The sequence below is a fragment of the Caballeronia sp. LZ003 genome, assembly GCF_031451465.1.
GTDB lineage: Bacteria > Pseudomonadota > Gammaproteobacteria > Burkholderiales > Burkholderiaceae > Caballeronia.
Map to the genome: position 1 here is coordinate 120,479 of NZ_JARUXJ010000003.1, position 22,585 is coordinate 143,063.

Annotated in this window: 20 protein-coding genes and 1 riboswitch; of the genes, 9 read left to right on the forward strand and 11 right to left on the reverse strand. The window is 62.8% G+C overall.

All coding sequences use genetic code 11. The features are described from left to right. Positions 1–94 precede the first annotated feature (94 nt). Positions 95–724 (forward strand): CDP-diacylglycerol--serine O-phosphatidyltransferase, encoded by a 630-nt coding sequence (gene pssA, locus QCE79_RS18630; protein WP_244830987.1) that lies wholly within the window; start codon positions 95–97, stop codon positions 722–724. Positions 725–738: 14 nt separating this feature from the next. Here pssA and QCE79_RS18635 read toward each other — a convergent pair whose 3' ends face one another. Together QCE79_RS18635 and QCE79_RS18640 are read right to left on the reverse strand one after the other, a co-directional pair. Next, positions 739–1,953 carry an MFS transporter gene (locus QCE79_RS18635; RefSeq protein WP_244830986.1) on the reverse strand — a complete coding sequence of 405 codons (1,215 nt, stop codon included), beginning with the start codon at positions 1,951–1,953 and terminating at the stop codon, positions 739–741. Between the two features lie 93 nt (positions 1,954–2,046). After that, the gene (locus tag QCE79_RS18640) at positions 2,047–3,606 is read right to left on the reverse strand and encodes a diguanylate cyclase domain-containing protein (protein WP_309846786.1); all 1,560 of its coding nucleotides are present in this window, start codon (positions 3,604–3,606) and stop codon (positions 2,047–2,049) included. A gap of 216 nt (positions 3,607–3,822) precedes the next feature. Between QCE79_RS18640 and aroQ the strand changes: the two genes are divergently transcribed. Continuing rightward, entirely contained in the window at positions 3,823–4,260 is a 438-nt protein-coding gene (gene aroQ, locus QCE79_RS18645; RefSeq protein ID WP_244830984.1) for a type II 3-dehydroquinate dehydratase, read from the forward strand. Between the two features lie 75 nt (positions 4,261–4,335). On the opposite strand, the gene QCE79_RS18650 is transcribed toward aroQ, so the two are convergent. Beyond that, positions 4,336–4,557, reverse strand: a complete 222-nt coding sequence (locus QCE79_RS18650) for a hypothetical protein (RefSeq protein WP_250494446.1) — start codon at positions 4,555–4,557, stop codon at positions 4,336–4,338. Positions 4,558–4,585: 28 nt separating this feature from the next. Beyond that, the gene (locus QCE79_RS18655) at positions 4,586–4,825 is read right to left on the reverse strand and encodes a hypothetical protein (RefSeq protein ID WP_309846787.1); all 240 of its coding nucleotides are present in this window, start codon (positions 4,823–4,825) and stop codon (positions 4,586–4,588) included. Between the two features lie 308 nt (positions 4,826–5,133). On the opposite strand from QCE79_RS18655, the gene QCE79_RS18660 reads away from it, so the two are divergent. Together QCE79_RS18660 and QCE79_RS18665 are read left to right on the forward strand one after the other, a co-directional pair. Then, a complete protein-coding gene (locus QCE79_RS18660) occupies positions 5,134–6,546 on the forward strand; it encodes an amino acid permease (protein WP_250469169.1) in 1,413 nt (470 codons plus the stop codon). A gap of 31 nt (positions 6,547–6,577) precedes the next feature. Further along, positions 6,578–7,774 carry an amino acid aminotransferase gene (locus QCE79_RS18665; RefSeq protein ID WP_309846789.1) on the forward strand — a complete coding sequence of 399 codons (1,197 nt, stop codon included), beginning with the start codon at positions 6,578–6,580 and terminating at the stop codon, positions 7,772–7,774. Here QCE79_RS18665 and QCE79_RS18670 read toward each other — a convergent pair whose 3' ends face one another. Then, positions 7,775–8,104, reverse strand: a complete 330-nt coding sequence (locus tag QCE79_RS18670; protein WP_309846790.1) for a hypothetical protein — start codon at positions 8,102–8,104, stop codon at positions 7,775–7,777. It lies immediately after the preceding gene. A 156-nt stretch (positions 8,105–8,260) separates the two neighbouring features. Between QCE79_RS18670 and QCE79_RS18675 the strand changes: the two genes are divergently transcribed. From QCE79_RS18675 to QCE79_RS18685, 3 genes are all read left to right on the forward strand, one after another. Next, positions 8,261–8,509: a hypothetical protein gene (locus tag QCE79_RS18675; protein WP_244830978.1), complete on the forward strand. Its 249-nt coding sequence runs from the start codon at positions 8,261–8,263 to the stop codon at positions 8,507–8,509. A gap of 50 nt (positions 8,510–8,559) precedes the next feature. Further along, positions 8,560–8,886: a hypothetical protein gene (locus tag QCE79_RS18680; RefSeq protein WP_244830977.1), complete on the forward strand. Its 327-nt coding sequence runs from the start codon at positions 8,560–8,562 to the stop codon at positions 8,884–8,886. 117 nt (positions 8,887–9,003) lie between these two features. Beyond that, the gene (locus QCE79_RS18685) at positions 9,004–11,586 is read left to right on the forward strand and encodes a glucose/quinate/shikimate family membrane-bound PQQ-dependent dehydrogenase (protein WP_309846792.1); all 2,583 of its coding nucleotides are present in this window, start codon (positions 9,004–9,006) and stop codon (positions 11,584–11,586) included. A gap of 97 nt (positions 11,587–11,683) precedes the next feature. Here the strand turns inward: QCE79_RS18685 and QCE79_RS18690 are convergent, their stop codons facing one another. Next, entirely contained in the window at positions 11,684–11,821 is a 138-nt protein-coding gene (locus tag QCE79_RS18690; protein ID WP_244830975.1) for a hypothetical protein, read from the reverse strand. Positions 11,822–12,105: 284 nt separating this feature from the next. Here QCE79_RS18690 and QCE79_RS18695 point away from each other — a divergent pair, with 284 nt between their 5' ends. After that, on the forward strand, positions 12,106–13,851 hold the full coding sequence (locus QCE79_RS18695) for a PQQ-binding-like beta-propeller repeat protein (RefSeq protein ID WP_309846794.1): 1,746 nt from the start codon (positions 12,106–12,108) through the stop codon (positions 13,849–13,851). 6 nt (positions 13,852–13,857) lie between these two features. Here QCE79_RS18695 and QCE79_RS18700 read toward each other — a convergent pair whose 3' ends face one another. Then, on the reverse strand, positions 13,858–15,066 hold the full coding sequence (locus QCE79_RS18700) for a lipopolysaccharide biosynthesis protein (RefSeq protein WP_309846796.1): 1,209 nt from the start codon (positions 15,064–15,066) through the stop codon (positions 13,858–13,860). A gap of 355 nt (positions 15,067–15,421) precedes the next feature. After that, positions 15,422–15,868, reverse strand: a complete 447-nt coding sequence (locus QCE79_RS18705) for an ester cyclase (protein ID WP_250469180.1) — start codon at positions 15,866–15,868, stop codon at positions 15,422–15,424. 85 nt (positions 15,869–15,953) lie between these two features. Beyond that, positions 15,954–16,120: riboswitch (yybP-ykoY riboswitch) on the forward strand. Positions 16,121–16,135: 15 nt separating this feature from the next. Here QCE79_RS18705 and mntP point away from each other — a divergent pair. Beyond that, positions 16,136–16,705 (forward strand): manganese efflux pump MntP, encoded by a 570-nt coding sequence (mntP, locus tag QCE79_RS18710; protein ID WP_250528103.1) that lies wholly within the window; start codon positions 16,136–16,138, stop codon positions 16,703–16,705. 48 nt (positions 16,706–16,753) lie between these two features. Here the strand turns inward: mntP and QCE79_RS18715 are convergent, their stop codons facing one another. The 3 genes from QCE79_RS18715 to QCE79_RS18725 all read right to left on the reverse strand — a co-directional run bounded on the left by QCE79_RS18715 (position 16,754) and on the right by QCE79_RS18725 (position 22,392). Further along, complete coding sequence (locus QCE79_RS18715; RefSeq protein ID WP_309846797.1) at positions 16,754–18,130, reverse strand: CoA transferase; 1,377 nt, start codon at positions 18,128–18,130, stop codon at positions 16,754–16,756. Positions 18,131–18,327: 197 nt separating this feature from the next. Next, positions 18,328–20,787 (reverse strand): PAS domain S-box protein, encoded by a 2,460-nt coding sequence (locus QCE79_RS18720; RefSeq protein WP_309846800.1) that lies wholly within the window; start codon positions 20,785–20,787, stop codon positions 18,328–18,330. 414 nt (positions 20,788–21,201) lie between these two features. After that, positions 21,202–22,392, reverse strand: coding sequence for a GGDEF domain-containing protein (locus QCE79_RS18725; protein WP_244830968.1), 1,191 nt, complete (start codon positions 22,390–22,392; stop codon positions 21,202–21,204). Positions 22,393–22,585 lie beyond the last annotated feature (193 nt).

The window sequence follows — 22,585 nt, forward strand, 5'->3', positions numbered from 1 at the left end:
TCCGACGCTTTATGCGCAAGCCGTGGTCTCTTTGAATGATAGACTTGAGCAGTTTTTCAAACCATCAGGGACGTCGCGCCCTCACGAGTTCGCCATGAATACCAACAACACCGGCAAGAAACGTTTCTCGATGATCCGCGAGTTTCATCTGGCCGACTGGTTCACGCTGGGCAACGCGGTCTGCGGCACGGGCGCGCTGTTCTCGTCAATGTCCTATCTCGACGACAACGACGTCCTCCATATCTATCTTGCGTGCGCGTTGGTATTCGCCGCGCTCGTCTTCGACGTACTCGATGGCCGTATCGCGCGCTGGCGCCAGAAGGCGTCGCTCTTGGGGAAAGAGCTCGACTCGCTCGCCGATGTGATCTCGTTCGGCGTGGCGCCGGCGGTCATCGGTTATGCGTGCGGCATGCGCGGCCTCTATGACCGCGTGATGCTCGCGTATTTCGTCGCGTGCGGCGTCTCGCGGCTCGCGCGTTATAACGTGACCACCGAGGAAATGTCGGCCGGCAGCGGCAAGGTCACGCACTTCGAAGGCACGCCCATTCCGACGTCGTTTGCCATCGTGTTGATGCTCGGCATCGCGGGCTGGTACAACGCGGTCGGCGCGAATCTCTGGTTCGGCGCGTGGGAATTCGCGGGCTTCACGCTGCATCCCTTGACGCTCGTTTATGCCGTCTCCGGCTCGTTGATGATCAGCCGTATCCGCATTCCGAAGCCCTGAGTGGCGAGCCCAGATCAGTGACCGCGCGCGGCGGTGTGTCGGCCGAGCGCGAGGTAATGCACCAATGCCACGAGCGGGAATGCCGTGGCGACCCATCCCACCAGCGTCCAGCCGCCGTGCTCGTATAGCGGGCCCGCCAGTGCCGAGCCGCACGCGCCGCCCACGAAGATACTCGTCATATACACGGCGTTCAGCCGGTTCCGGCTCGTCGCATGCAGCGCGTAGATTTCGCGCTGGCCGAGCACCATGTTCATTTGCACCGCGAAGTCGAGCACCACGCCCGTGACGACGAGCGCGCCCACGCCCCATGCCGGATGAATCAACGCCGGAAGATACGCGAGCGCCGCAAGCGCCAGCGCGATGAAGGTGGCGCGCACGGTGTGACCGGCATCGGCGAGGCGGCCGGCGATCGGCGCGGAAGTGGCGCCCATCGCGCCGATCAATGCGAACAAGCCGATCTGCGTCTGCGTCAACCCGAAGCCGCGCGTGAGCTCGACGGGTATGGCGGTCCAGAAGAGACTGAACGAAGCGAACATCAGCCCTTGATACAGCGAGCGATGACGCAGCACGGGCATCGTGCGCACGAGATGGCCGAGCGAGGCGATCAGTTCGAAGTAAGTCGCCTGATGGCTCGGCTGACGGCGCGGAATGGTGAAGGCAAGCACGCTGGTCACGATGACCATCAGCACGGCGGCCGCGCCGAACATGGCGCGCCAGCCGAAGTGGCCCGCGACCACACTGGAAATCGGCCGCGAAAGCAGGATGCCGAGTAGCAAACCGCTCATGATCGTGCCGACGACCTTGCCGCGCGACTCGTCGGGCGCGAGATGCGCGGCAAGCGGAATCAGGATCTGCACCGCGACGGATGAAAACCCCACGAGAAGCGAGATGCAGAGGAACCAGACGGGATCGTGCGAGAACGCGGCGGCCGTCAAGCTTGCGATGGAAACGAGCGCGGTCACGATCATGAGCCTTCGGTTTTCGAGCAGATCGCCGAGCGGCACGATGAAGAAGAGGCCGAGCGCATAGCCTATCTGCGTCAACGAGACGATCAGACTCGCGGTGCCGCCTTTCATGTGCAGATCGGGCGCGATGAGTTCGGTGATCGGCTGCGCGTAATACAGATTCGCGACGATGGCGCCGCAGCAAAACGCAAAAAGCGCGATCAGGCCGCGCGTGAGCTCGATGCGCCGCGCGCCATCGAGCCCGGACGATGCTGGTGTCGACATGGATGATCCCTGTGTGAAGCCGCAAGGATACGTGTTCGCGAAGCGGCTTGCAGGGCGCGGCGTTTTGAAAGGCGCATGCCGATGCGCGTTCGATCAACCTTCGCGATGCGCTTCCGCGTGCGCATCGACCTGAAACAGATCCTCGTCGCCTGCCGCGAACCGGTATGTGCCGCGTTGCTCGCGCTTCGCCTCGTAGAGCGCCGCATCCGCGCGTTTCAGGGCGCTCTCGAACAACTCGCCGCGTCGCGCCAGCGCGATACCGACGCTCACGCCCACGCGCGCAATACCGCCATCGTCGAGTTCGTAAGGCGCCGACAGATCGCCGATGATGCGCCGCGCGAATGCCGCACCCGACGTTCGCGCAATGTAAGTCGCCACGATGGCGAACTCGTCGCCGCCGAGCCGCGCGCCCAGCTCGCCGCGCCGCATCGCGTTACGCAGGCGGTCGGCGGCCTGGGTCAGCAGCTCGTCGCCCGCATTGTGGCCGTGCGTGTCGTTGACGCGCTTGAAGCCGTCGAGATCGACATACATCACCATGACCTTCTCGCGGCCCGCGCCGTTCGCCATCAGCCGTTCGGCGTGATCGCCGAGATAGCGGCGGTTGGGCAGTCCCGTGAGCGAATCGTGATGCGCCCAATGCAGAAGCCGCGCTTCCGAGCGGCGCCGCTCCGTCACGTCCTCGATGATGATCACCGCGCTGCCGTCCGGCACCGCGTTACGGCAAAGTTCGAGTTGCCGGCCATCGGCGAGATTCAGTTCGAGCGCGCCTTGCCCGTCTTTCAGCCACACCGCGCAACGTTCGACCAGTTGCGCGCGCAAGGTCTCGCCGAACTTCGCGAGTCCCGCATGGCCGATGAAATCCGGCAACGATATGTTCAGCCGCAGCATCTCGACGGTCGAGCCGAACAGTTCCGCCGCCCGTCGATTGGCGATGATCACCTTGCCTTCCGCATCGACGGTGCAAAGGCCGTGCGGCATGTGGGCGAGGGCGGCGTCGAAGCGCGCGGCGAGTTCGGCGTGACGCTGCTCCGCGATCATCAGCGCGACGAGCGTGCGATAGTGGCGGCGCACGACCGAGCCCATCGCGCCGATATACAGGAAAAGCGGCGGCACGAGCATCCAGAAACTTCCGCCCGCGAGCAGCGCCCCAAAACCGATCGGCGCCGCGCCGAGGCAAATCTGCGCGCTGACGAGATACGGCGTGCCCGCATTGCGCGATGCGATGCCGCCGAGCAATCCCGCCGTCACCATGATCGCGAGCGCGGCCAGCACGGTATCGCCGGAGATGACGCAGGCCATCGCGCCGAGTCCCAGCGCGAGACACGCAAGGAGCGCGAAGGGCGCATAGCGCGCGGCCCAGGGCTCGGGATGCGGCGCGTCCGGGCGGCTCAACGCGCGATACCGGCACACGATACCGATGCGCGCCGCGAGCAACAGCACATCGGCGCCGAGCCAGAGCACGGTCCAGAGCGCATGCAGACGCAAGAGCGCGATCGTCGCGACGAAAGCGCTGGAAAGACCGGAGAGCAGAAGCGGCCGAATGTCCTCGACGAGGGTGGATAGCAGCGACGCGCGAATGGCCGCCGTGATCGGTCCGTCCGTGGTCGAAGGCGTGGCCAGAATGGAATCGCGCAAGGACGAAGTGGCTGACATACTGAGACCGGCTAAACGTTGTAGTTGCGCGGGAGAGCGGATGAATCGCCGTTAGCGCCGGTATACGCGTTATCGGCTGCCCGGTGACGAGCTTTAGCGCGCAACGCGCGACGCATGGCTATTGTCAGTGCGCGCCGCGGGTTGCAGAATCTGCGCATCGTCGAAAGCGAGGTTCGAGCTTTCCACGCTTCATTCATCCACCGAAAGGAATTCGTTATGGCAAAGATCCTCACGCTGCATGGCGTCAATCTCAACATGTTCGGCAAGCGCGACCCAAAGCAGTACGGCACGGCCACGCTCGCGCAGATCGACGAACAGTTGCAAGCGCTCGGCAAGGAACTGGGCGTCGAGGTGGAAAGTTACCAGACCAATATCGAAGGGGAGATGTGCGCGCGCATCCATAAGGCGTTCGAAGACAAGGTGGATGCAATCATCATCAACGCGGGCGCGTGGACGCATTACAGCTACGGTATTCGGGATGCACTCGCCATTCTCACCGTGCCTATCGTCGAAGTGCACATGTCGCATGTGCATGCACGCGAGGAGTTCCGTCACAAGTCGGTATTCGCGGAAGTCGCGAAGGGTCAGATTTCCGGCTTCGGCGTGGACAGCTATCTGCTCGGCTTGCGCGCGGCGGTGGCGGCAATCAAATAATTTATCGGCAGCGGCCGTTTGTCGGGCGACAACGGCCTGCCGTATTCGGACGCGGTACTTCGGGACCGCGCTACTTCAGGCCGTGTGGCTGAAATCCTTGATGCGCTCGGCAAGCGTGCGTTGGTCACGACGCACGCGCGCCGGCTTCATTTGCTGCGCCGCCGAGCCGCGGATGAACAGCACCGCGCAGATCGCGCAAATCGCCCACACAGTTGCGATGATCGTCAGGTAGTTCATGTTCTCTTCCAGATTCTTTGGGCTTGCGCGTCTAATTCCCTGATCGCGGACGGCTTCCACATGGAGCCGCCGCGCTTCTCTTTGGTGCTTAAATTGTCGATGCCGGTAGCGCGAGCAATCGGCCGATGGTCAGTTGCGCCAGTTCTTTCTGTTCGGTGATGGAGACCGCGTCTTGCGCCGAGGCGTCGCGTCCGGCGAGCAGCTTGCCCGCGAGGCGCATGATGTTTTCCGACGCCGCCTGCAGCGTGCTCAAGAGTTCCGCTTCCGAATCCGCTTTCGAACCGATTACGCGATGCGGTGCCGCGTTGCCTTCCATCGTCTGAAACATGTCGACTTCCCCGTTGAGTGCATGAGATGAATTTTGCGGTCGCGGATGCCGAATCAATCCTCCGAACAAGCCCTGATTCCGGCCTCAAATCGTTTGCGCGGTAGGCCTAAAGTTGCCGGGAACGGCGAGCAAGGTCCGCCCGATAAGGCTCCGCGGCGGCCAGGCGGTAGAATCGCGTTTCGTCCGCTTCGCTGGTCAAAACGATAAAAGCAACGTTTGCGTGTCATTCGGACAAAAAAACAACAGTGGGCCGCTTTGCGGCTCAAAAGAACCCTAGGGGTTTTCGCGCAGTTCAGGCAGGCATCGACATGGCTTCAGGCACTTCACAGACAGAACAGGCAGTACAGGCATCGCAGACGACACTCCGTCGAGGACTCAAGAGCCGGCATATCCAGTTGATCGCGCTTGGCGGCGCAATTGGCACCGGACTCTTTTTGGGTGTCGCGCAGACCATCCGGCTCGCGGGGCCGTCCGTGCTGCTCGGCTATGCCATCGCCGGGCTGGCGGCGTTTTTCATCATGCGGCAGTTGGGCGAGATGGTCGTCGATGAACCGGTGGCCGGCTCGTTCAGCCATTTCGCTGCACGTTATTGGGGCAACGCGGCGGGCTTCATCTCCGGCTGGAACTATTGGGCGGTCTACATTCTCGTGAGCATGGCGGAGCTGTCGGCCATCGGCATCTACATGCAGTATTGGTGGCCGATGCTGCCCGCGTGGGTGTCGGCGCTCGTGTGCTTCGCGCTCGTCAACGCCATCAATCTGACGAGCGTGAAGTCATACGGCGAGATGGAGTTTTGGTTCGCCATCGTGAAGGTCGCGGCCATCGTCGGCATGATCCTGTTTGGCGCGTATCTGCTGATCTCGGGTCACGCGGGGCCGCAAGCGAGCGTCACCAACCTGTGGAAGCTCGGCGGCTTTTTTCCCTATGGCGTGAGCGGGCTCGTCATGTCCATGGCCGTCATCATGTTTTCGTTCGGCGGGCTCGAACTCGTCGGCATCACGGCAGCGGAAGCGGAAGACCCGTCGCGCAGCATTCCGCGCGCGACCAATCAGGTCATCTATCGCATTCTCATCTTCTATATCGGCGCGCTTGGCGTGCTGCTTTCGCTGTATCCGTGGGACAAGGTCGTGACGGGCGGCAGTCCGTTCGTGTTGATCTTCCGCGAGATGAACAGCGGCCTCGTCGCGAACGTGCTCAATGTGATCGTGCTGACGGCCGCGCTTTCGGTCTATAACAGCGGCGTCTATGCCAACAGCCGCATGCTTTACGGTCTGGCGCAGCAAGGCAATGCGCCGCGCGCCCTGTTGCGGGTGAGCGCGCGCGGCATTCCGCTCGTCGCGCTCGGCGTGTCGGCGCTCGTCACGGCGGCTTGCGTGCTCATCAATTACTTCATTCCGGGACGCGCCTTCGAATTGCTGATGGGTCTCGCGGTATCCGCGCTCGTCATCAACTGGGCGATGATCAGCATCATCCATCTGAAGTTCCGCGCTAGGAAGCGCGCGAGCGGCTCGGTGACGGCGTTCCCGAGCCTCGGCTATCCGCTCACGAACTATCTGTGTCTTGCATTCGTCGCGGGCATAGTCTGGGTGATGTTCGAGACGCCGGGCTTGCGGCTCTCCGTCTGGCTGATCCCGATCTGGCTGGCCGTTCTCGGAATCGGCTACTATCTCGGAAAAAGGAACGGCAGCGCGGGCCAATCGCGCCGCGCGCCGACTCGCTGAACTCCCGTCCCGAAGTCCTGAAACCACCACCATGTTCGAACATATCGATGCCTACCCCGGCGACCCGATTCTCACGCTGAACGAAAACTTTCAGAAGGACCCGCGCACCGACAAGGTCAATCTGAGTATCGGCATCTATTTCGACGATGCCGGCCGCCTTCCCGTGATGCAAGCCGTGCGCGAAGCCGAGCTTTCGCTCTTGCAGGAACTCGGCCCGAAGCCGTATCTGCCGATGGCCGGTTTCGCGCATTATCGCGATGCCGTGCAGACGCTCGTTTTTGGCGCCGAGAGCGCACCGCGTGCCGACGGACGCATTGCGAGCGTGCAGACGCTCGGTGGTTCGGGCGCGTTGAAAGTGGGCGCGGATTTCATCCGGCGTTACTTCCCGGACGCGAAGGTGTGGGTAAGCGATCCGACGTGGGAGAACCACCGTTTCATCTTCGAGCGCGCGGGCTTCGAAGTGGACACGTATCCCTATTACGACGAAGCAACCGGCGGGCTGTTGTTCGATGCCATGCTGGACGCCATCGACAAGCTGCCTGCGAAGAGCGTCGTGTTGCTGCATGCGTGCTGTCATAACCCGACAGGCGTCGATCTGGACGAAGCGCAGTGGGTGAAGGTCATCGACGTACTGCAAAAGCGCGACTTGCTGCCCTTCGTCGACATGGCGTATCAAGGCTTCGGCGCAGGGCTCGACGCCGATGCCTTCGCGGTGCGCGAGATTGCGCGCCGCGGCGTGCCGGCGTTCGTCGCCAACTCGTTCTCGAAGAATTTCTCGCTGTACGGCGAGCGCTGTGGCGGCCTGCATGTCGTATGCGACGATGCCGCCGAAGCCGATCGTGTGCTCGGTCAATTGACGAGCGCGGTGCGCGCGAACTACAGTAATCCGCCGACGCACGGCGCGAAGATCGTGACCAAGGTGCTGAACACGCCGGAACTCGCGCAATCGTGGCGCGAGGAACTGGCGGCGATGTGTCAGCGCATCGCGCGTATGCGGCACGCGATTCACGACGGCCTGCGCGAGCATGTACGCGGCGAGGCGCTTGCGCGTTATATCAAGCAACGCGGCATGTTCACGTACACCGGCTTGCAGGCGGAGCAAGTGGACCGTCTGCGCGAGGAGTTCGGCGTATATATCTTGCGCTCCGGCCGCATGTGCGTCGCGGGCCTGAACGACAGCAACGTGCAGGTGGTGGCGGACTCCATCGGCAAGGTGCTGGCGCGCTAGTCATGAAGCGGGACACGAGAGCACGCTCTGCGAAGGCAGCGTGCCCGGTCCCGCATCCACCTTCGAACCGCGCGGCGGCGTCGCAACGAGCCGCACGCTGTTCTCTCCCGCATTCGCGAGCACGTATTGCTCGGGACGTCCATCGGGCTGCCAGTACACGCGATACACCGCATCGTCTCGATAGACGTGCAGCGCGCCGTGTACCGTCTCGTCGCCGCGTTGCAGATTCACGCTTTCGCCTTCGCGCAACGCGAATGAGTTGCCCGCCGCGCCTTCGAGTGTGCCGCATGGCGCGGCTTCGGCGCTGCTTGCCGCGACAGCGCGAAGCATCAACGCCATCGCTCATAGCGAAATCACACGAATGTTCATGAGTATCGGCCTCGTTCGATAAAGGGCTGCGCCCCACACTCCGCGCGCGTTTTGCCCGAGGTTCCCGCGCGCGTGTGCTACCTTGAATGAAGCAGCGTTCAGTCCCGGAGGGCCGCCATGTCAGTGATCGCACCGGACGAGAAAGCGGAGTTTCTTGCGATTCTCGCGCGCCACCGTTTCACCGAGGGCGATTTCCTCGTGACCGAAGCAGGCGCGTCGGATGTCGTCGACGACGTCTATCCATTGCAGGGCTATGTGACGATCGTGCGGCGATCCACTTCGAAGGAACGCGAATATCGCATCGGGCATGGCTCCCACTGGACCGTTGCCTTCGAGAAGGATCTGAACAAGCGCGTGTTCGGCTGAGGCGGGCACGCGATATCGGGCACGATGACATCCTTGAAGCGGAGCACGCGATGAGACCGACCGATTTTGCCTCGTTCAAAGCGCATGTCGCCATGTTGTTGCGCGACCTGCCGCGCGGCATGACCGCTGATTTCAACGACGTGGCCGTGGCTTACTGGAACGGCAAGCAAGTGATGGGCGCGTACCTGCGCGATAACGGGCGTATCGACGAAGACTTCGATTTCGACGAGAACGCGTGGGGCGTGTGGTGCGACGAGTTCCTCGCGTGGCTCGACGCGCCGCGCTTCTCCGAACGAAGCGATCTGAAAGCTGCATTACTCGCCGATCTCCCCATGGCCGACGTTCATCTCGGACGCTGGCCGCGCGCTCTGGCTTGAGCCATTGCGACGTGTCGTCACGGCACGCGAATTGCTACCCTCCCCCGGTTCACCATGTCCGAACCACGGCCGCAGGACGGCTGTGTTCCGCCATTCATCATCACGGAGGGTAGCAGTATGGCTGGCACCGGAAGACTTCATCCGCTCACGTTCGTCACGGCCGTCGGGTTCATCATCATCGGCGCGGTGCTTGCGGCCGGTGGTGCTTACCTCGTGACCTTGCAAGGATCGTGGTACTACGTAATCGCGGGCGCGGCCATCGTACTGACCGGCCTTTTGCTGTTGATACGGCGGCGCTCCGCGCTCTTGCTGTTTGCAATTTTCCTGTTTGCCTCGACGATCTGGGCCGTCTTCGAAGTCAAGTTCGATTTCTGGCAACTCATGCCGCGTCTCTGGATTTGGCTGCTGCTCGCACTGTGGCTGCTGATTCCGTTCGTGCATCGCGGCGCGCTGTTCGGGCCGCCTTCGACTGCACGCGCCGCGCGCGTGCCGCTAGCCGCTGCCGTCATCCTCACGCTGTTGCTCGGTGCAGGCACGTACTTTCAGGACTTCCATGACCGTCCGGAACGTATCGATGTCAACGTAGCCGCCGATCCGAATCGGGCCGATCTGAACGCCGGCACCGGACGCGCGGCAAGCGACTGGACCGATTACGGCGGCTCGCCGCTGGCGCAACGGTATGCGCCGATCGCGCAGATCACGCCCGAGAACGCGCATCAGCTGAAAGTGGCGTGGACGTTTCGCACCGGTGACATGCCCGGCCCCGACGATCCCACGGAGACGACGGACGAGAATACGCCGATCAAGGTCGGCAACACCATTTTTCTGTGCACGCCGCATAGCAAGGTGATCGCGCTCGATGCCGCGACGGGTGCGGAACGCTGGCGCTTCGATCCGCAAATTCAAAGTCCCATCGGCTTCAAACACTGGGAGCACATGACTTGCCGGGGCGTCGCTTATTACGATGCGGCAATGCACGTGGGTCCGCCCTCCGCCGCCGATGCGGCTGCTTCCGCTTCCGCTTCCGCGCCAGCGCTCGACGCGAGCGCATCCGCGCCCGCGGCTTCGACGGATACGACGGCTTCCGACGCCACCGCTTCGGCCAGCGCCTCCGCGCCCGCCGAAGCATCCGCGCCTGGCGCACCGGCCGCACCGGCCGCACCCGTAGCCGTTGCCCAAACCGCCGCCACCGGCGAGTGCTCGCGCCGTCTCTTTCTGCCGACCGCCGACGCCCGGCTCTTTGCGCTCGACGCCGATACCGGCAAGCCCTGCACGAACTTCGGCAAGAACGGCGCGATCGATCTGCGTTTGAACATCGGACCGTTCACGCCCGGCGGCTATTACTCCACCTCGCCACCCGCTGTGGTGCGCAATCTGGTAATCGTCGGCGGTCACGTGACGGACAACGAATCGAACAACGAACCTTCTGGCGTGATCCGCGCGTTCGACGTGAACGACGGCCATCTGGTCTGGAACTGGGACTCGGGTAATCCGGACGCCACCGAACCCATCGCGCCGGGCGGCACCTACGTGCGCAACTCGCCCAACATGTGGTCGATGTTCAGCGTCGACGAAAAGCGCGGTCTCATTTATCTGCCAATGGGCAACCAAACGCCCGATCAGTGGGGCGGACAGCGCACGCCGCAAGCCGAGCGCTTCGCGGCAGGCCTGGTTGCGCTGGATGCGTTCACGGGCAAGCTGCGCTGGAACTACCAGTTCACGCACCACGATCTGTGGGACATGGATGTGGGCGGTCAACCGACGCTCGTCGATTTGCAGACGGCGGAGGGCACGCAACCGGCGGTGATCGCATCGACGAAACAGGGCAGCATTTACGTGCTGAACCGCGAGACCGGCAAGCCGATCGTGCCCATTACCGAGACGCCGGTGCCGCAAGGCGCTGCGCGTGGCGACCACACCGCGCCGACGCAGGCGGTTTCCGCGCTCAACTTCAATCCGCCGCGCGTGCGCGAGGCCGACATGTGGGGCACGACGCCGTTCGATCAGCTCTGGTGCCGTATCAAGTTCAAGAGCCTGCGTTACGAAGGCCCGTTCACGCCACCGTCCGAGCAGGGCACGCTTGTGTTTCCGGGTAACTTCGGCGTGTTCGACTGGGGCGGCGTGTCGGTCGATCCGGTGCGGCAGATCCTCATCGCGAATCCGGACTACATGGCGTTTGTGTCGAAACTGATTCCGCGCGAGAAGCTCGACGCGCAGCAAGGGGAAAAGAAGGGCAGCGAGACGAGCGGTATCAAGCAGGCGCGCGGCACGCCGTTCGCCTATGAAATCAGCGCGTTTCTTTCGCCGCTCGGCATTCCGTGTCAGGCGCCGCCGTGGGGTTACGTGGCGGGCGTGGATCTGCGCACGGGCGGGATTGCGTGGCAGCACAAGAACGGCACGATCCGCGATAGCGCGCCGCTGCCCATTCCGATGCCGCTCGGCGTGCCAAGCCTCGGCGGAACGATGGTCACGGCAGGCGGCGTGGCGTTCCTCACCGGTACGCTCGACCAGTACGTGCGCGCCTACGACGTGCGCGATGGCCACAAACTGTGGGAAGCGCGTCTGCCCGCGGGCGGCCAGGCGACGCCGATGAGTTACGCCGATGCCAGCGGCAAGCAATTCGTGCTGGTCACGGCTGGCGGCCACGGTTCGCTCGGCACGAAAGCCGGCGACTACGTGATTGCCTACACGCTGCAGTAGCGCAAACGGTAAGCGAAAAAAAAGAACGGCGGGCAATTGCCCGCCGTTCCTTTTTCAACCTGCGCGACAGCATGATCGCCGCCGCGTGTGGAGCGACTCAAGCCGCGCGCCGATAGGCATCGGCCATCAGCTTGCTGACTTTTGCGCGTGTCTTGAGCGCGTCCAGAAAAGCGGCGCGCACGGTCTTGGCAATGGCGAAAACAAACGAACTTGAGGTAACGGCGATGACGGCCATGACTAAACTCCCTTAAAAATGAACGACCTAGGGTAACTAACTAGGTAATAACCCTATATTAGCATGTTGTGACGCAGTGCAACAAGTTGCTTCCAATATTTCCAAAAGTGTGGTTTGCGTGCAAGCTGAAGGGCATAGGCCGCATGTGATGGAAGTGGAATCCAAATTGCTCCAATGCAGGGCAAAACCGACTGATTACGCCGTTCTTCCAAAAGGGAGGATGTATGAAAGGGGATCGCTCGAGCCGTGCCGGCGCGTTGCCGTGGCTGTGTAGTGCAGTAATCATGTCAGCCATCATTGGCGGATGCAGCGGGGGAGGCGGTTCCAGTTCGACTCCGGCGGTGGGGAGCAGCGCGCCGGCGTCGAATCCTTCGGCGGCTTCTAGTCCGTCGGCGGCGTCGACTCCGTCAGGCGCGTCGAGTCCCGCGGGCGCTTCGAGCCCTTCAGGCGCATCGGGCGCACCCGGCGCTTCGGGGTCTTCGGGCGGAGCGGGCGGGGGCACCGTCGTTACCCCTGTCGCCCATCCGATGGACGTTGCGACCTATCACAACGACATCGGCCGCACCGGCCAGCAACTCGCGGAAACGAAGCTCACGCCCGCGAACGTCAATTCGACCACCTTCGGCAAGCTCAACGTGCTTGCGGCGGACGGACCCGTGGACGCGGAACCGCTCTTCCTGACGAGCGTGGCAATCGCGGGCGGCACGCACAATGTGCTCTACGTCGCCACCGAAAACGCCAGTGTCTACGCGTTCGACGCCGACACCGGCGCGATCCTGTGGAAATCGTCGACGTTAGGCGCAGGCGAAACACCGAGCGACGACCATGGCTGCGGCCAGATCACGCCGACCATCGGCATTACGGCGACGCCGGTCATCGACCGCACGCGCGGCCCGAATGGCGCGATCTACGTGGTCGGCATGTCGAAAGACACGTCGGGCAAGTATCACCAGCGCATTCACGCGCTCGACATCACGACAGGCGCGGAACTTTTCAACGGTCCGACCGAAATTGCCGCGTCGTATCCCGGCACGGGCGCGGGCAGCGCGAATGGCCGCGTGAGCTTCGATCCCGGCCAGTACGCAGAGCGCGCTTCGCTGTTGCTGCAAAACGGCGTGGTCTATACCGCGTGGACATCGCATTGCGACATCATGCCGTACACCGGTTGGGTGATCGGCTATAACGCCAGCACGCTGCAGCAGGCAAACGTGCTCAATCTCACGCCGAACGGCCAGATGGGCGCGATCTGGATGAGCGGCGCGGGCCTCGCGTCGGACGGCACGTCGATCTATTTCCTCGATGCCAACGGCACTTTCGACGCCACGCTCGACGGCAACGGCATGCCGATTCATGGCAATTTCGGCAACGGCTTTCTGAAACTCGGGACTTCGCCCGCCCTCGCCGTCACTGATTATTTCCAGCCGTCGAACACGGTGAACGAATCGGCAGCCGATGAAGATCTGGGTTCGGGCGGCGCGCTCGTATTGCCCGATCTCGTCGATACGGGCGGCACGACGCATCATCTCGCGCTCGGCGCGGGCAAGACATCGACGATCTACGTGGTCAATCGCGACGCGATGGGTAAGTTCGATTCGAATGCGGATCACATCTATCAGGAGATCGTCGGGCAGATTCGCGGCCCGATGTTCGCCATGCCCGCGTACTTCAACAACACCGTTTATTTCGGCTCGATTGGCGACAGCATCAAGGCGTTCGGCATCGCGAACGCCGCCTTGTCCACGACGCCGACGAGCCAGACCGCGAACAGTTTCGGCTCGCCGGGCGCCACGCCGAGCGTGTCTGCGAACGGCGCGGCGAACGGCATCGTGTGGGCGGTGGAGAATGGCACCATCGCCGTGCTGCACGCCTACGACGCCAGCAATCTCGCGCGCGAGCTTTACAACAGCAATCAGGCGGCGGGCGCGCGCGATCAGTTCGGGCAGGGCAACAAGTTCATTACGCCGATGATCGCAAACGGCAAGGTCTATGTGGGGACGCGCAACGGCGTGGGCGTGTTCGGTTTGCGGTGATGCCTGTCATGGACGCGGATTGGTGGCGATGAATTGCTTCACGGCGGCGTAGGCGGGCTTGGGCGTCTGGCCGTCGTCGAGGATCACGCCGTAAGGCCCTTCGCCGCCAGGCGGATCGTCGTAGAGCTGGTAGATCTGCAAGGATTCGATGTCGTAGCGCACCGCGATCGCTCTCAGGCCGCCGAGCATGTCGTTGGCAAGGAAGGCGGCCGCTTGCTGATCGGTGCCGAAGTCGGGCCGCACGCCCATTTCATTGATCCATACCGGCTTGCCGAACCGGGCAAGCGCGCCGATGACGTTGTAGCAACCCGTGCCGCCGCACGCGTGCTCGATGTTGCCCTGGTCGGAGTACCAGTGCCATGCCGTGATATCCCACGTCACGATGGGATGCCCGCCCGAACCGTCCGGCTGTGTGCCGTTCGCGAGCATCGTCACGAAGCCGTACTGCATCCACGCATTGCCGCCCATGACGATCTTTCCCGACGGGTCCATCGACTTGATGCCGGCGATCATGCCTCGGATGACGCCACGCGCAATCTGGAACTTTTGGTTGTCGAAGTCCGTTGGCCGCACGCCGTCCACCCATCCGGCGACCGTTGCCGAGCCGAGTTCGTTGGTGACTTCGTAGTAGGCGTAACGCTGCACACTCACGACGTCGCGCGCGAGCGCATAGGCCGATTGATACGCGGAGTCTTCATCGGCGAAATCGATGCCCATCAAGATCACCGGGTACACCGTCACCCCACCGGCGGCCAGCGCGTTGGCTACATTGGCGAGACGCATGGCGGTTGATTTGCTATACACCTCGTTGCGATACAGTTTGATGCCGAGATCCTGAAGCTGCGCTAATTGTCTGGCGGCGCCAGCGAGATAATAGACATCGCCATAACTGTTGTGACCGTTCATTCCGTAGAATAAATCGCTGGCGACGGGATTTATGGCGGCGGACGCGGCGTGATGACGATAGCGTGAATTATCGACGCTCGATGGCACGTTAGCGCTGTCCGAACCACCGCAAGCGGTTAATAACAGACTTGCTGAAAAGATCGCAGGCAAAACAGGTTTTGTGTTTCTGCAAAAACTAATTAAGCGATGAGCGATTTGCATAATCCAAAATAAGCCGATGACGTGTGCTCGCTGTTGTCGCGGAAAATTAAATTCATTCGCGGACGCGAAGACAGGTGAATAGCGCGATGCTGATAACGCGAAGCGCAAGCGGGGCCGCGCCTTTTGCCGATGGCAATGGCGCGGTGCGTCGAGAAATATAGACGGTGACAGACGGGATAATCAAGACTTAATCGCGTCACTTTCACGAGCCGCGCTTATCTTTGCGAGATAATCGAAGAGCGGAGGATGTAATCTTAATGGCGACAGCGATTCAGGCTTCAGAAGGAAACGCGTTGCGAGATTTATTTGGTCGGAAAAATTAAAGCTGAATAGTCAGCGGCAATGCGCGGCGCATTTGAAAATAGAAAATTCGCGACGCGCCGCCCACGACGTGTTGGAGAGAATGATAAACGACGTATGCTTCTGACCTTTGTCGTTTCAATCGACTTCGCGCGTTCTCGAATTACGCACCCGATCCAATACCGCGCGGCACTTCGCCAATTTGCCGAAACACGCTCAACCAGTCTTCCAGATGCCACGTCTTCGACACACGGTCATCGCGTATCTCATGGAACGAGTGAATGGCAAATCGAACCGGCTTCGATGTCGCCGCGATGCCCATCAACGGACCGGACTGCGTACCGCTCACTTCCGCGCGCACGCCGACGCGATTGTCCTGAGTGAGCATGTCTAGAATCTCGATGCGCATGTCAGGCAGCGCAGCCGCCATCTCCGCGAAGATGGGAATCATCTGGTCGGGACCGGCCTCGAAGCCGGCCGGCTCAGGCAGATATTCCCAGTCCGACGTCACGGCTTGGCGCAGCAAGTTCACGTCCTTTTGCGCGAAGGCGGCGTAAAGACGCTCGACGGCCGCGCGGGCTTCTGACTGGGTGATGTGTCCTGCCTCCATGGTGCCTCCTGAGCGTTAGGGATGCGGCGTTGCAACCCACTTTAACCCAATGGTCCGGATCGGGTGATCTGTCGTGTTAAGCTCGCATTTCTTCGTTGGGGAGTAGCCGGCTTTCCCGCCCGGGAAAGCGTCCATGTCAACACGCTCGGTCTTTCGACCGTGGCATGGGCAGCCGTCACAGGTTGGCAAGACCATCGACAGAATGCGCTTCCGGTCGGGCGCGCCTTCTGTCCTTGTGCTTGCCCGACCAGACCAGAGCGCTACTCGATGAACCTCGCTTCCACCGTATTCCTTGCTTTCGCCATGTCCACCGACGCCTTCGCCGCCGCCGTGGGCAAAGGCGCGAGCCTGCATAAACCGCGCATCGGCGAGGCGCTCAAGGCGGGAGTCATCTTCGGCGTAATCGAGGCGCTCACACCGCTCGCCGGCTGGGCGCTCGGCCGCGCCGCCGCGCAGTACGTCACCGCGTGGGACCACTGGATCGCTTTCGGCCTGCTTTTCGTGCTCGGCGCGCGCATGATCCGCGAAGGCTTAAGCAAATCGGCTCACGAAGAAGAGAAGCCCAATTCACATTCCTTCTGGGTCCTCGCCGTCACGGGCTTTGCCACCAGCATCGACGCGATGGCGGTCGGCGCGGGCCTCGCGTTCATCGATGTCGATATCTTCTCGACCGCCGCGACCATCGGCTTCGCAACCATGCTCATGGTGACCATCGGCGTGATGGTCGGACGGCTGGTCGGCGCGACTATCGGCAAGCGCGCGGAGATCTTGGGCGGGCTGATTCTAATCGGCGTGGGCAGTGTGATCCTTGCGGAGCATCTTGGTTACTTGAGTTGATGCGAAGTTCTGCGTGTCGCGTTAGAAAGCGCCGCCCAAGCCACGAACTCACCACTTCGCCTCATCCGTTCCCGGCGGCACCGATGGCCTCGCGTAACCCGCCGGCGTGCGCTCGAAGCGCGCGCTCGGCGTGACCGCGCGCAGCATGCCGAAACCCGATTTGCTTTCCTCGGTGTATGCGGCGATGTCCGGCCGCGCCGTCTTCAACCCTCCGTCGATACGTCCAAGCCCGCGCAGCCAGTGTCCCGTCTGTGCGAGCGAAACCTCCACGTGCCAGCTACCGCCTTCCGTTTGTTGCTTCCATAGCGCGGCGGCCGCGCCGAATGCCATCAGAAAGCCGCTCGCCATGTCGAGCATCTGCATGGGCAGCGCTCGCGGTTTGCCATCGCCCTGCGCTTCGCCTTCGGCGGCGTTGAAGCCTATCGCGGTCTGCACGAGCGAATCGAAGCCACGCCGATCCGCCCACGGACCTTCCGTGCCATAAGCCGACAAGGACACGTACACGATGCCCGGCCGCCGCGCCACCAGCGCCTCGGGCCCGAAGCCAAGCTCGGCGATCCCGCCCGGCCGATAGCCTTGCGAGAAGACATGCGCCTCATCGATCAGCCGCCACAGCGTCGCGCGACCGTCTTCCGTGCGCAGGTCGAGATGCGCGGAGCGCTTGCCGCGACTCGTCTCGGCGATAGCGGGAATGTTCGGCAGATGCGGCGAATTCACGAGCATCACGTCCGCGCCGAACGAGGCGAGCGCTCGACCGCCCGTGGGACCGGCAAGGATGCGCGTGACGTCCAGCACGCGGATATCGGTCAGCGGGCGCGCGTCATTGTCGAGCGCGGGCAGCGCGAGTGGCGCGGCGTCGCCGATACGCGTGATCTTCAGCAACGGCTGCGCGGCGATGGCTTTGGCTTGCGGCGTCGCATCCCATTCTTCGAAGCTGCGCAGCATCGTCACGACGAGGCCGCGTTCGGCGCACGCGGTTTCGTAATCGTTCGCGCGCCATTCGAGCAGCGCGCGTTCGGCATCGGCGCGCGTGGCGCTGTGCGGGTCGAGACCCAGCACGCGCAACGCGCCATCCTGATGATGCTCGAAGTTCGCGTGTATGCGCACGTAGCCATCGGCCGTGCGGTAGAGGCCCGAGAACTCACCCCAGGTCTCGGGTTCGGCACCATCGACCGTGAACCAGTCGGTGCATTCGACGGCCGCGTGCGTCATGTCGACGCTCACGCGCTGGCGGTCGACGCCGCGCGCATGAGCCAGCTCGGAGGCCGCGAGCGCTGCCGCCGCGATGGTCGATTGCGCCGCTTCGCCCACGGCGAACGATGACGGGAACACCGGGTCGTGTCCGGGTAGATCGACGAGGTGGAGGGCATCGTCGGGGAGGCCGGCGAGTTGCCAGAGATTCGTAAGCGTTGCGAAAGAAGTCATGGCGATGAGTGCGCGCGGGTCAGCGATGACGCATTGTCGCGCCGATTGGTTGAGCGCGCACGTTGCGCTTGTCTAAAGCGCGTGGATTAGCGGAAAAAGTGGTCCGCGAGGCGGCGCAGGCGGTCGCGACTTGACGCCGACGGCTCAACGCTTGGCATAGGCCCGCAGGATGCCAACCGCCAACCGCCCGCACACCCTCACTTCCCCGCCATCGCCAACACGCGCTCCAGCTCAGGCAAATCCACCGGTTTGACCAAATGCGCGTCGAACCCGGCCGCCCGCGTGCGCGCCATGTCTTCGTCGGAACCAAGACCCGTCATTGCGGCGACGATCACGCGCTTGCCTTCATCGCGCATCTGACGAATGACGTCGAAGCCCGTCATGCCCGGCATCGATAGATCGAGCAGCACGACTTGCGGACGCGTCGTCCCGAACGATGCCAGCGCTTCCGGGCCGTCATACGCCGCGCGCGCCGCGTGACCGAGCATATCGACGAGCAAGGTCATGCTGTCGGCCGAGTCGCGATTGTCGTCGACAACGAGCACGTCGAGCTGACGGCTCGCCACCGCATTCGGCGCGGAAGGCGGCATGATGCCCTGCGTGGGCGGTTGCGCGAGCGGCAGCCACAAACTGAACGCGCTGCCTTTGCCAGTGCCGCCGCTCTTCGCCTCGACGTGGCCGCCATGCAATTCGGCGATCGCTCGAACCAGCGTGAGGCCGATGCCAAGCCCGCCTTCATCCGGATGCGCGCCCGGCGCATGCTCCTGCACGAAAAGATCGAACACGGAGGCGAGCGCATCGGCGGAAATGCCGCGACCCTGATCCGTCACGCGCAGAAGCGCCGCGCCGCCGCGTGGACCGATTTCCAGCCGGATGGTCGACTCGGGCGGACTGAATTTCGCCGCGTTGTTGAGCAGGTTATTGAGCGCTTGCACGAGCCGCGTCGGGTCGCCATTGACGAAGAGGCGCTGGCCACTGTCGTCCACGTCGAGCCGCTGCCCGCGCGCCTCGAAAAGCGGCTGGCTCGCTTCGACGCTCAGGTGCACGACATCGGCGATATCCACGGTCTCGGTCGCGAGCCGGATCTTGCCGGAACTCACGCGGCCCGCTTCGAGCAGATCGTCCACCAGCTTGGTCAGATGCGCGAGCTGCCGGTCGACGATATGGCGGCTGCGAATGACATCGGCATCGTCGGAAGCCTTCAGTTTGAGAATGCTCACCGCGTTGCGAATGGGCGCGAGCGGATTGCGCAGTTCATGGCCGAGCAACGCGAGAAACTCGTTCATGCGGCGGCTCGACGCCTCGAGTTCTTCCAAACGCCTGCGCGCGGTCATGTCGCGCGTGATCGCGACGAAGCCTTTTTCGCGGCCATCGGCGGCGGGCAGCGCGCTCAGAATGACGTGCGCCCAGAATTCCGAGCCGTCCTTGCGCGTGCGCCAGTCCTCGTGTTCCGTGCGGCCGCGTTCCGCCGCGAGACGCAAGTCGTCGCCAGGACGGTCGCGGCCCTGTTCGTCCGACAGATAGAAGAGCGCGAAATGCCGGCCGATCGCTTCTTGCGCGGTGAAGCCGTAGAGCGCGCGCGCGCCGTCGTTCCACGAACGGATGATGCCGTCGTGGTCGAGCATGCAGATCGCGTAGTCGCTCACCGAATGGATGAGGAGCCGCAGGCGTTCGTCCGCTTCCGTCGCGCGGCGGCGATCCGTGATGTCGTGAATGAAGCACGCGAACTGCCGCTGCCCGTCGAACCACACTTCGCTGATGGTCAGCTCGGCGGCGAATTCGCTGCCGTCGCGGCGCAGCGCATGCAGTTCCACGCGCGTATTCATCATGCGCGCCTCGCCGGTGGCGAGATAGCGCGTGAGACCGGCGCGATGCGCATCGCGATAACGCTCTGGCACGATGAGCTGCGCGAGTTCGCGGTCGAGCGCCTCTTGCGCGCGCCAGCCGAAGAGGCTGGTCGCAGCCTCGTTCCAGTCCACGACCATGCCGGCTTCGTCCATGGCGACGAACGCAATATGCGCGTTGTCGAGCACGGTGCGGCGACGACGCATGGCATCGGCGAGCTTTTTTTCGTATTCGATACGTAACGACAATTCGACCGTCAGGTCTGCATTTACGCTTTGATTCTCTTGCAGGAGTTTGCGGTTCTCCTGCGCGATTTCCTCGCGTGCAAAGGTTTCCGCAATGCACGCGCAAAACGCGTTGAGAATGGAGATATCGCTTTGGCTGAAGTAATCGGCTTCGCTTGAAATGAGTTTCAGCACCGCGACCGACCGGCCTTCGTAAATGACCGGCGCGACCACCATGGATACAGCGCCGACGGCTTCGCATGCAGCACGATCCACGCGATGATCATTCGCCGTATTGCGGCTGATGAGCGCTTGTTGCCGCGTGATGCACAAGCCCGAAAGACTGCCCGCGGTCGGCAGACGCGTGCCGACGCTTTTCGCGGCGACTCCGCTCGCCGCGCAATAGACGAGCTGATCGCCTTCGATCCACTCGACAACCGCGGACGCCACGCCGGCAACTTCCCTCAAGGTATCCGTGACTCTTTGCAGATAAGCGGGAAGCGGCAGCCGGGAATGGGCGAGACTTGCAAAAATAGCGAACCAGCGCTGAAAGTGCGCCTGACGGTTATGTTCCGCCTTTGATTTCATGTTCGGAGTCGAAGCCTCGAATTGCGAGTGCATAGCTCTTGTTCCAATCGACGGATCGCGAATTGTAATCGCGGAAATATCGAAAAGCGCAGCCGATATTTTATTTTGGTATTGAAACACAAAATCCTGCGCAAACGTTTGCGAGGAGAGGAAATTTTGACTCCGCTTGTAAGGCGAAGCTGAATCGCTTAGGAGTCGATACGGCGAAACCCGCCTTTCGGATGCAAGTCATGCATGCCTTTTAAACGCCGGACCGATTGAAAAACAATATTCTTTGTAGCTTCAGCGGTAAAAACAGCGAACTTCGAATACCGATTTACTTGCCTTCGTCAGAAGCCGGTAAATTTTGGCTTCGGGCTTCGGGCTTCGGGCTTCGGGCTTCGGGCTTCGGGCTTCGGGCTTCGGGCTTCGGGCTCATGCAGTCCGCGCCGCCGGACGAATGCCGGATGGCCGCGCCGCCTTGAACCAGCGTTCTGCCGCCACCCAACGATTCTTGCCCGCGCGCTTGGCTTCGTAGAGCGCGTTGTCGGCGTCGCGCAACACGCCGTCGAGTTCGCGGTCGTCGTCGCTGAACTTCGCAATGCCGATACTCACGCCGATCCCAAGCGCCATCCCGTCGTTCGCCATGAATGGCTTCGACAGTTCGCGCACGAGCGTATCGGCGAGTGCCGGCGGGTCGGCTTCGGGCGGCGTTACGATCACGAATTCGTCGCCGCCCAGGCGCGCGACCAGCGCGCCTTCGCCCGATACCAGGCGCAAGCGTTTCGCGACGAGCGCGAGCAGCGTGTCGCCAATTTCGTGGCCGTGATCGTCGTTGATCGCCTTGAAGCCGTCGAGATCGAGATAGAGCAGCGCGCTTTCATCGTTCTGATAACGCTTGCCTGGCACGCGCGAGCGCAACGCCCGGAACAGACCGGCGCGATTGAGCAGGCCGGTGAGCTCGTCGTATCGCGCGCGGCGGTCGTTTTCCTGCTCGGCCTTCATCGTCGTGACGAGCATGCCGTTCAGGCGGTACGCGGCGGCGCTCATCGCGAAGAGATAAAACGGAATCTGCAGGCACGTGACCCAGAGCGTCGGCTCGCCCGACAGGAGTGCGCCTACGCAGCACGGCCCGAGCGACAGGAAGATCATCACGGCGACCAGACGCGGCGCGCCGAAGTTGCGAAAACAGATGCCGCCGACCATCGCGGCCGCCGACAAAAACGAGAGCGTGGCCGCGACCCAGTCGCCGGAGAGCACGCTGACGAGGGCGCCGTAGCCGACCGTCGCGCCCCACATGGGCGCGAGCAGCACGTAGAGATCGGTGAACGTGGCGCGCCGTTCGCGCGCGCGGCGGCGTGCAAGGACGAGCACGACGAGCCGCACGAAACACACGGCGATTTCGAGCGCGAGCCACACATGAAACGCGATGGTCGGATGACGGCGCGTGAGCACCCAGGCGACGAGAATCGTGTTGAGCACGCCGCCCGCGAAAATGGGCAGCGTGCCGAACAGACTGCCGACCAGGGCGACGCGAATTGCGCGGGGGATGTCCGGCCCCGCGTGCAGTAACCACTTGGCTGCCCGCAAGCGGGGCAGCGTGTACACCTCAGTCAGTTGGTCCATGTCGGTGCGATGCGCGGATCGGCAAAGGCCGGAGTGGCGAAAAGCCATCCATCACAACGGTTAACGGCGAGGGCGCGGGGAGCTTTAGGGCGCCGATGACGGCCGTTCGACGCAAAGCGTTCCGCCTCCACCGATCGAAGCCGTAAAGGTTTACCCCTGCAACTCCTTCATTGACACGCCCCGCTTGTCTCAA

Coding starts and splice junctions, on each gene's coding strand:
- pssA (WP_244830987.1), top strand. CDS start 95: ATGAATACCAACAACACCGGCAAGAAACGTTTCTCGATGATCCGCGAG.
- QCE79_RS18635 (WP_244830986.1), bottom strand. CDS start 1,953: ATGTCGACACCAGCATCGTCCGGGCTCGATGGCGCGCGGCGCATCGAG.
- QCE79_RS18640 (WP_309846786.1), bottom strand. CDS start 3,606: ATGTCAGCCACTTCGTCCTTGCGCGATTCCATTCTGGCCACGCCTTCG.
- aroQ (WP_244830984.1), top strand. CDS start 3,823: ATGGCAAAGATCCTCACGCTGCATGGCGTCAATCTCAACATGTTCGGC.
- QCE79_RS18655 (WP_309846787.1), bottom strand. CDS start 4,825: ATGTTTCAGACGATGGAAGGCAACGCGGCACCGCATCGCGTAATCGGT.
- QCE79_RS18660 (WP_250469169.1), top strand. CDS start 5,134: ATGGCTTCAGGCACTTCACAGACAGAACAGGCAGTACAGGCATCGCAG.
- QCE79_RS18665 (WP_309846789.1), top strand. CDS start 6,578: ATGTTCGAACATATCGATGCCTACCCCGGCGACCCGATTCTCACGCTG.
- QCE79_RS18670 (WP_309846790.1), bottom strand. CDS start 8,104: ATGCTTCGCGCTGTCGCGGCAAGCAGCGCCGAAGCCGCGCCATGCGGC.
- QCE79_RS18675 (WP_244830978.1), top strand. CDS start 8,261: ATGTCAGTGATCGCACCGGACGAGAAAGCGGAGTTTCTTGCGATTCTC.
- QCE79_RS18680 (WP_244830977.1), top strand. CDS start 8,560: ATGAGACCGACCGATTTTGCCTCGTTCAAAGCGCATGTCGCCATGTTG.
- QCE79_RS18685 (WP_309846792.1), top strand. CDS start 9,004: ATGGCTGGCACCGGAAGACTTCATCCGCTCACGTTCGTCACGGCCGTC.
- QCE79_RS18690 (WP_244830975.1), bottom strand. CDS start 11,821: ATGGCCGTCATCGCCGTTACCTCAAGTTCGTTTGTTTTCGCCATTGCC.
- QCE79_RS18695 (WP_309846794.1), top strand. CDS start 12,106: ATGTCAGCCATCATTGGCGGATGCAGCGGGGGAGGCGGTTCCAGTTCG.
- QCE79_RS18705 (WP_250469180.1), bottom strand. CDS start 15,868: ATGGAGGCAGGACACATCACCCAGTCAGAAGCCCGCGCGGCCGTCGAG.
- mntP (WP_250528103.1), top strand. CDS start 16,136: ATGAACCTCGCTTCCACCGTATTCCTTGCTTTCGCCATGTCCACCGAC.
- QCE79_RS18715 (WP_309846797.1), bottom strand. CDS start 18,130: ATGACTTCTTTCGCAACGCTTACGAATCTCTGGCAACTCGCCGGCCTC.
- QCE79_RS18720 (WP_309846800.1), bottom strand. CDS start 20,787: ATGAAATCAAAGGCGGAACATAACCGTCAGGCGCACTTTCAGCGCTGG.
- QCE79_RS18725 (WP_244830968.1), bottom strand. CDS start 22,392: ATGGACCAACTGACTGAGGTGTACACGCTGCCCCGCTTGCGGGCAGCC.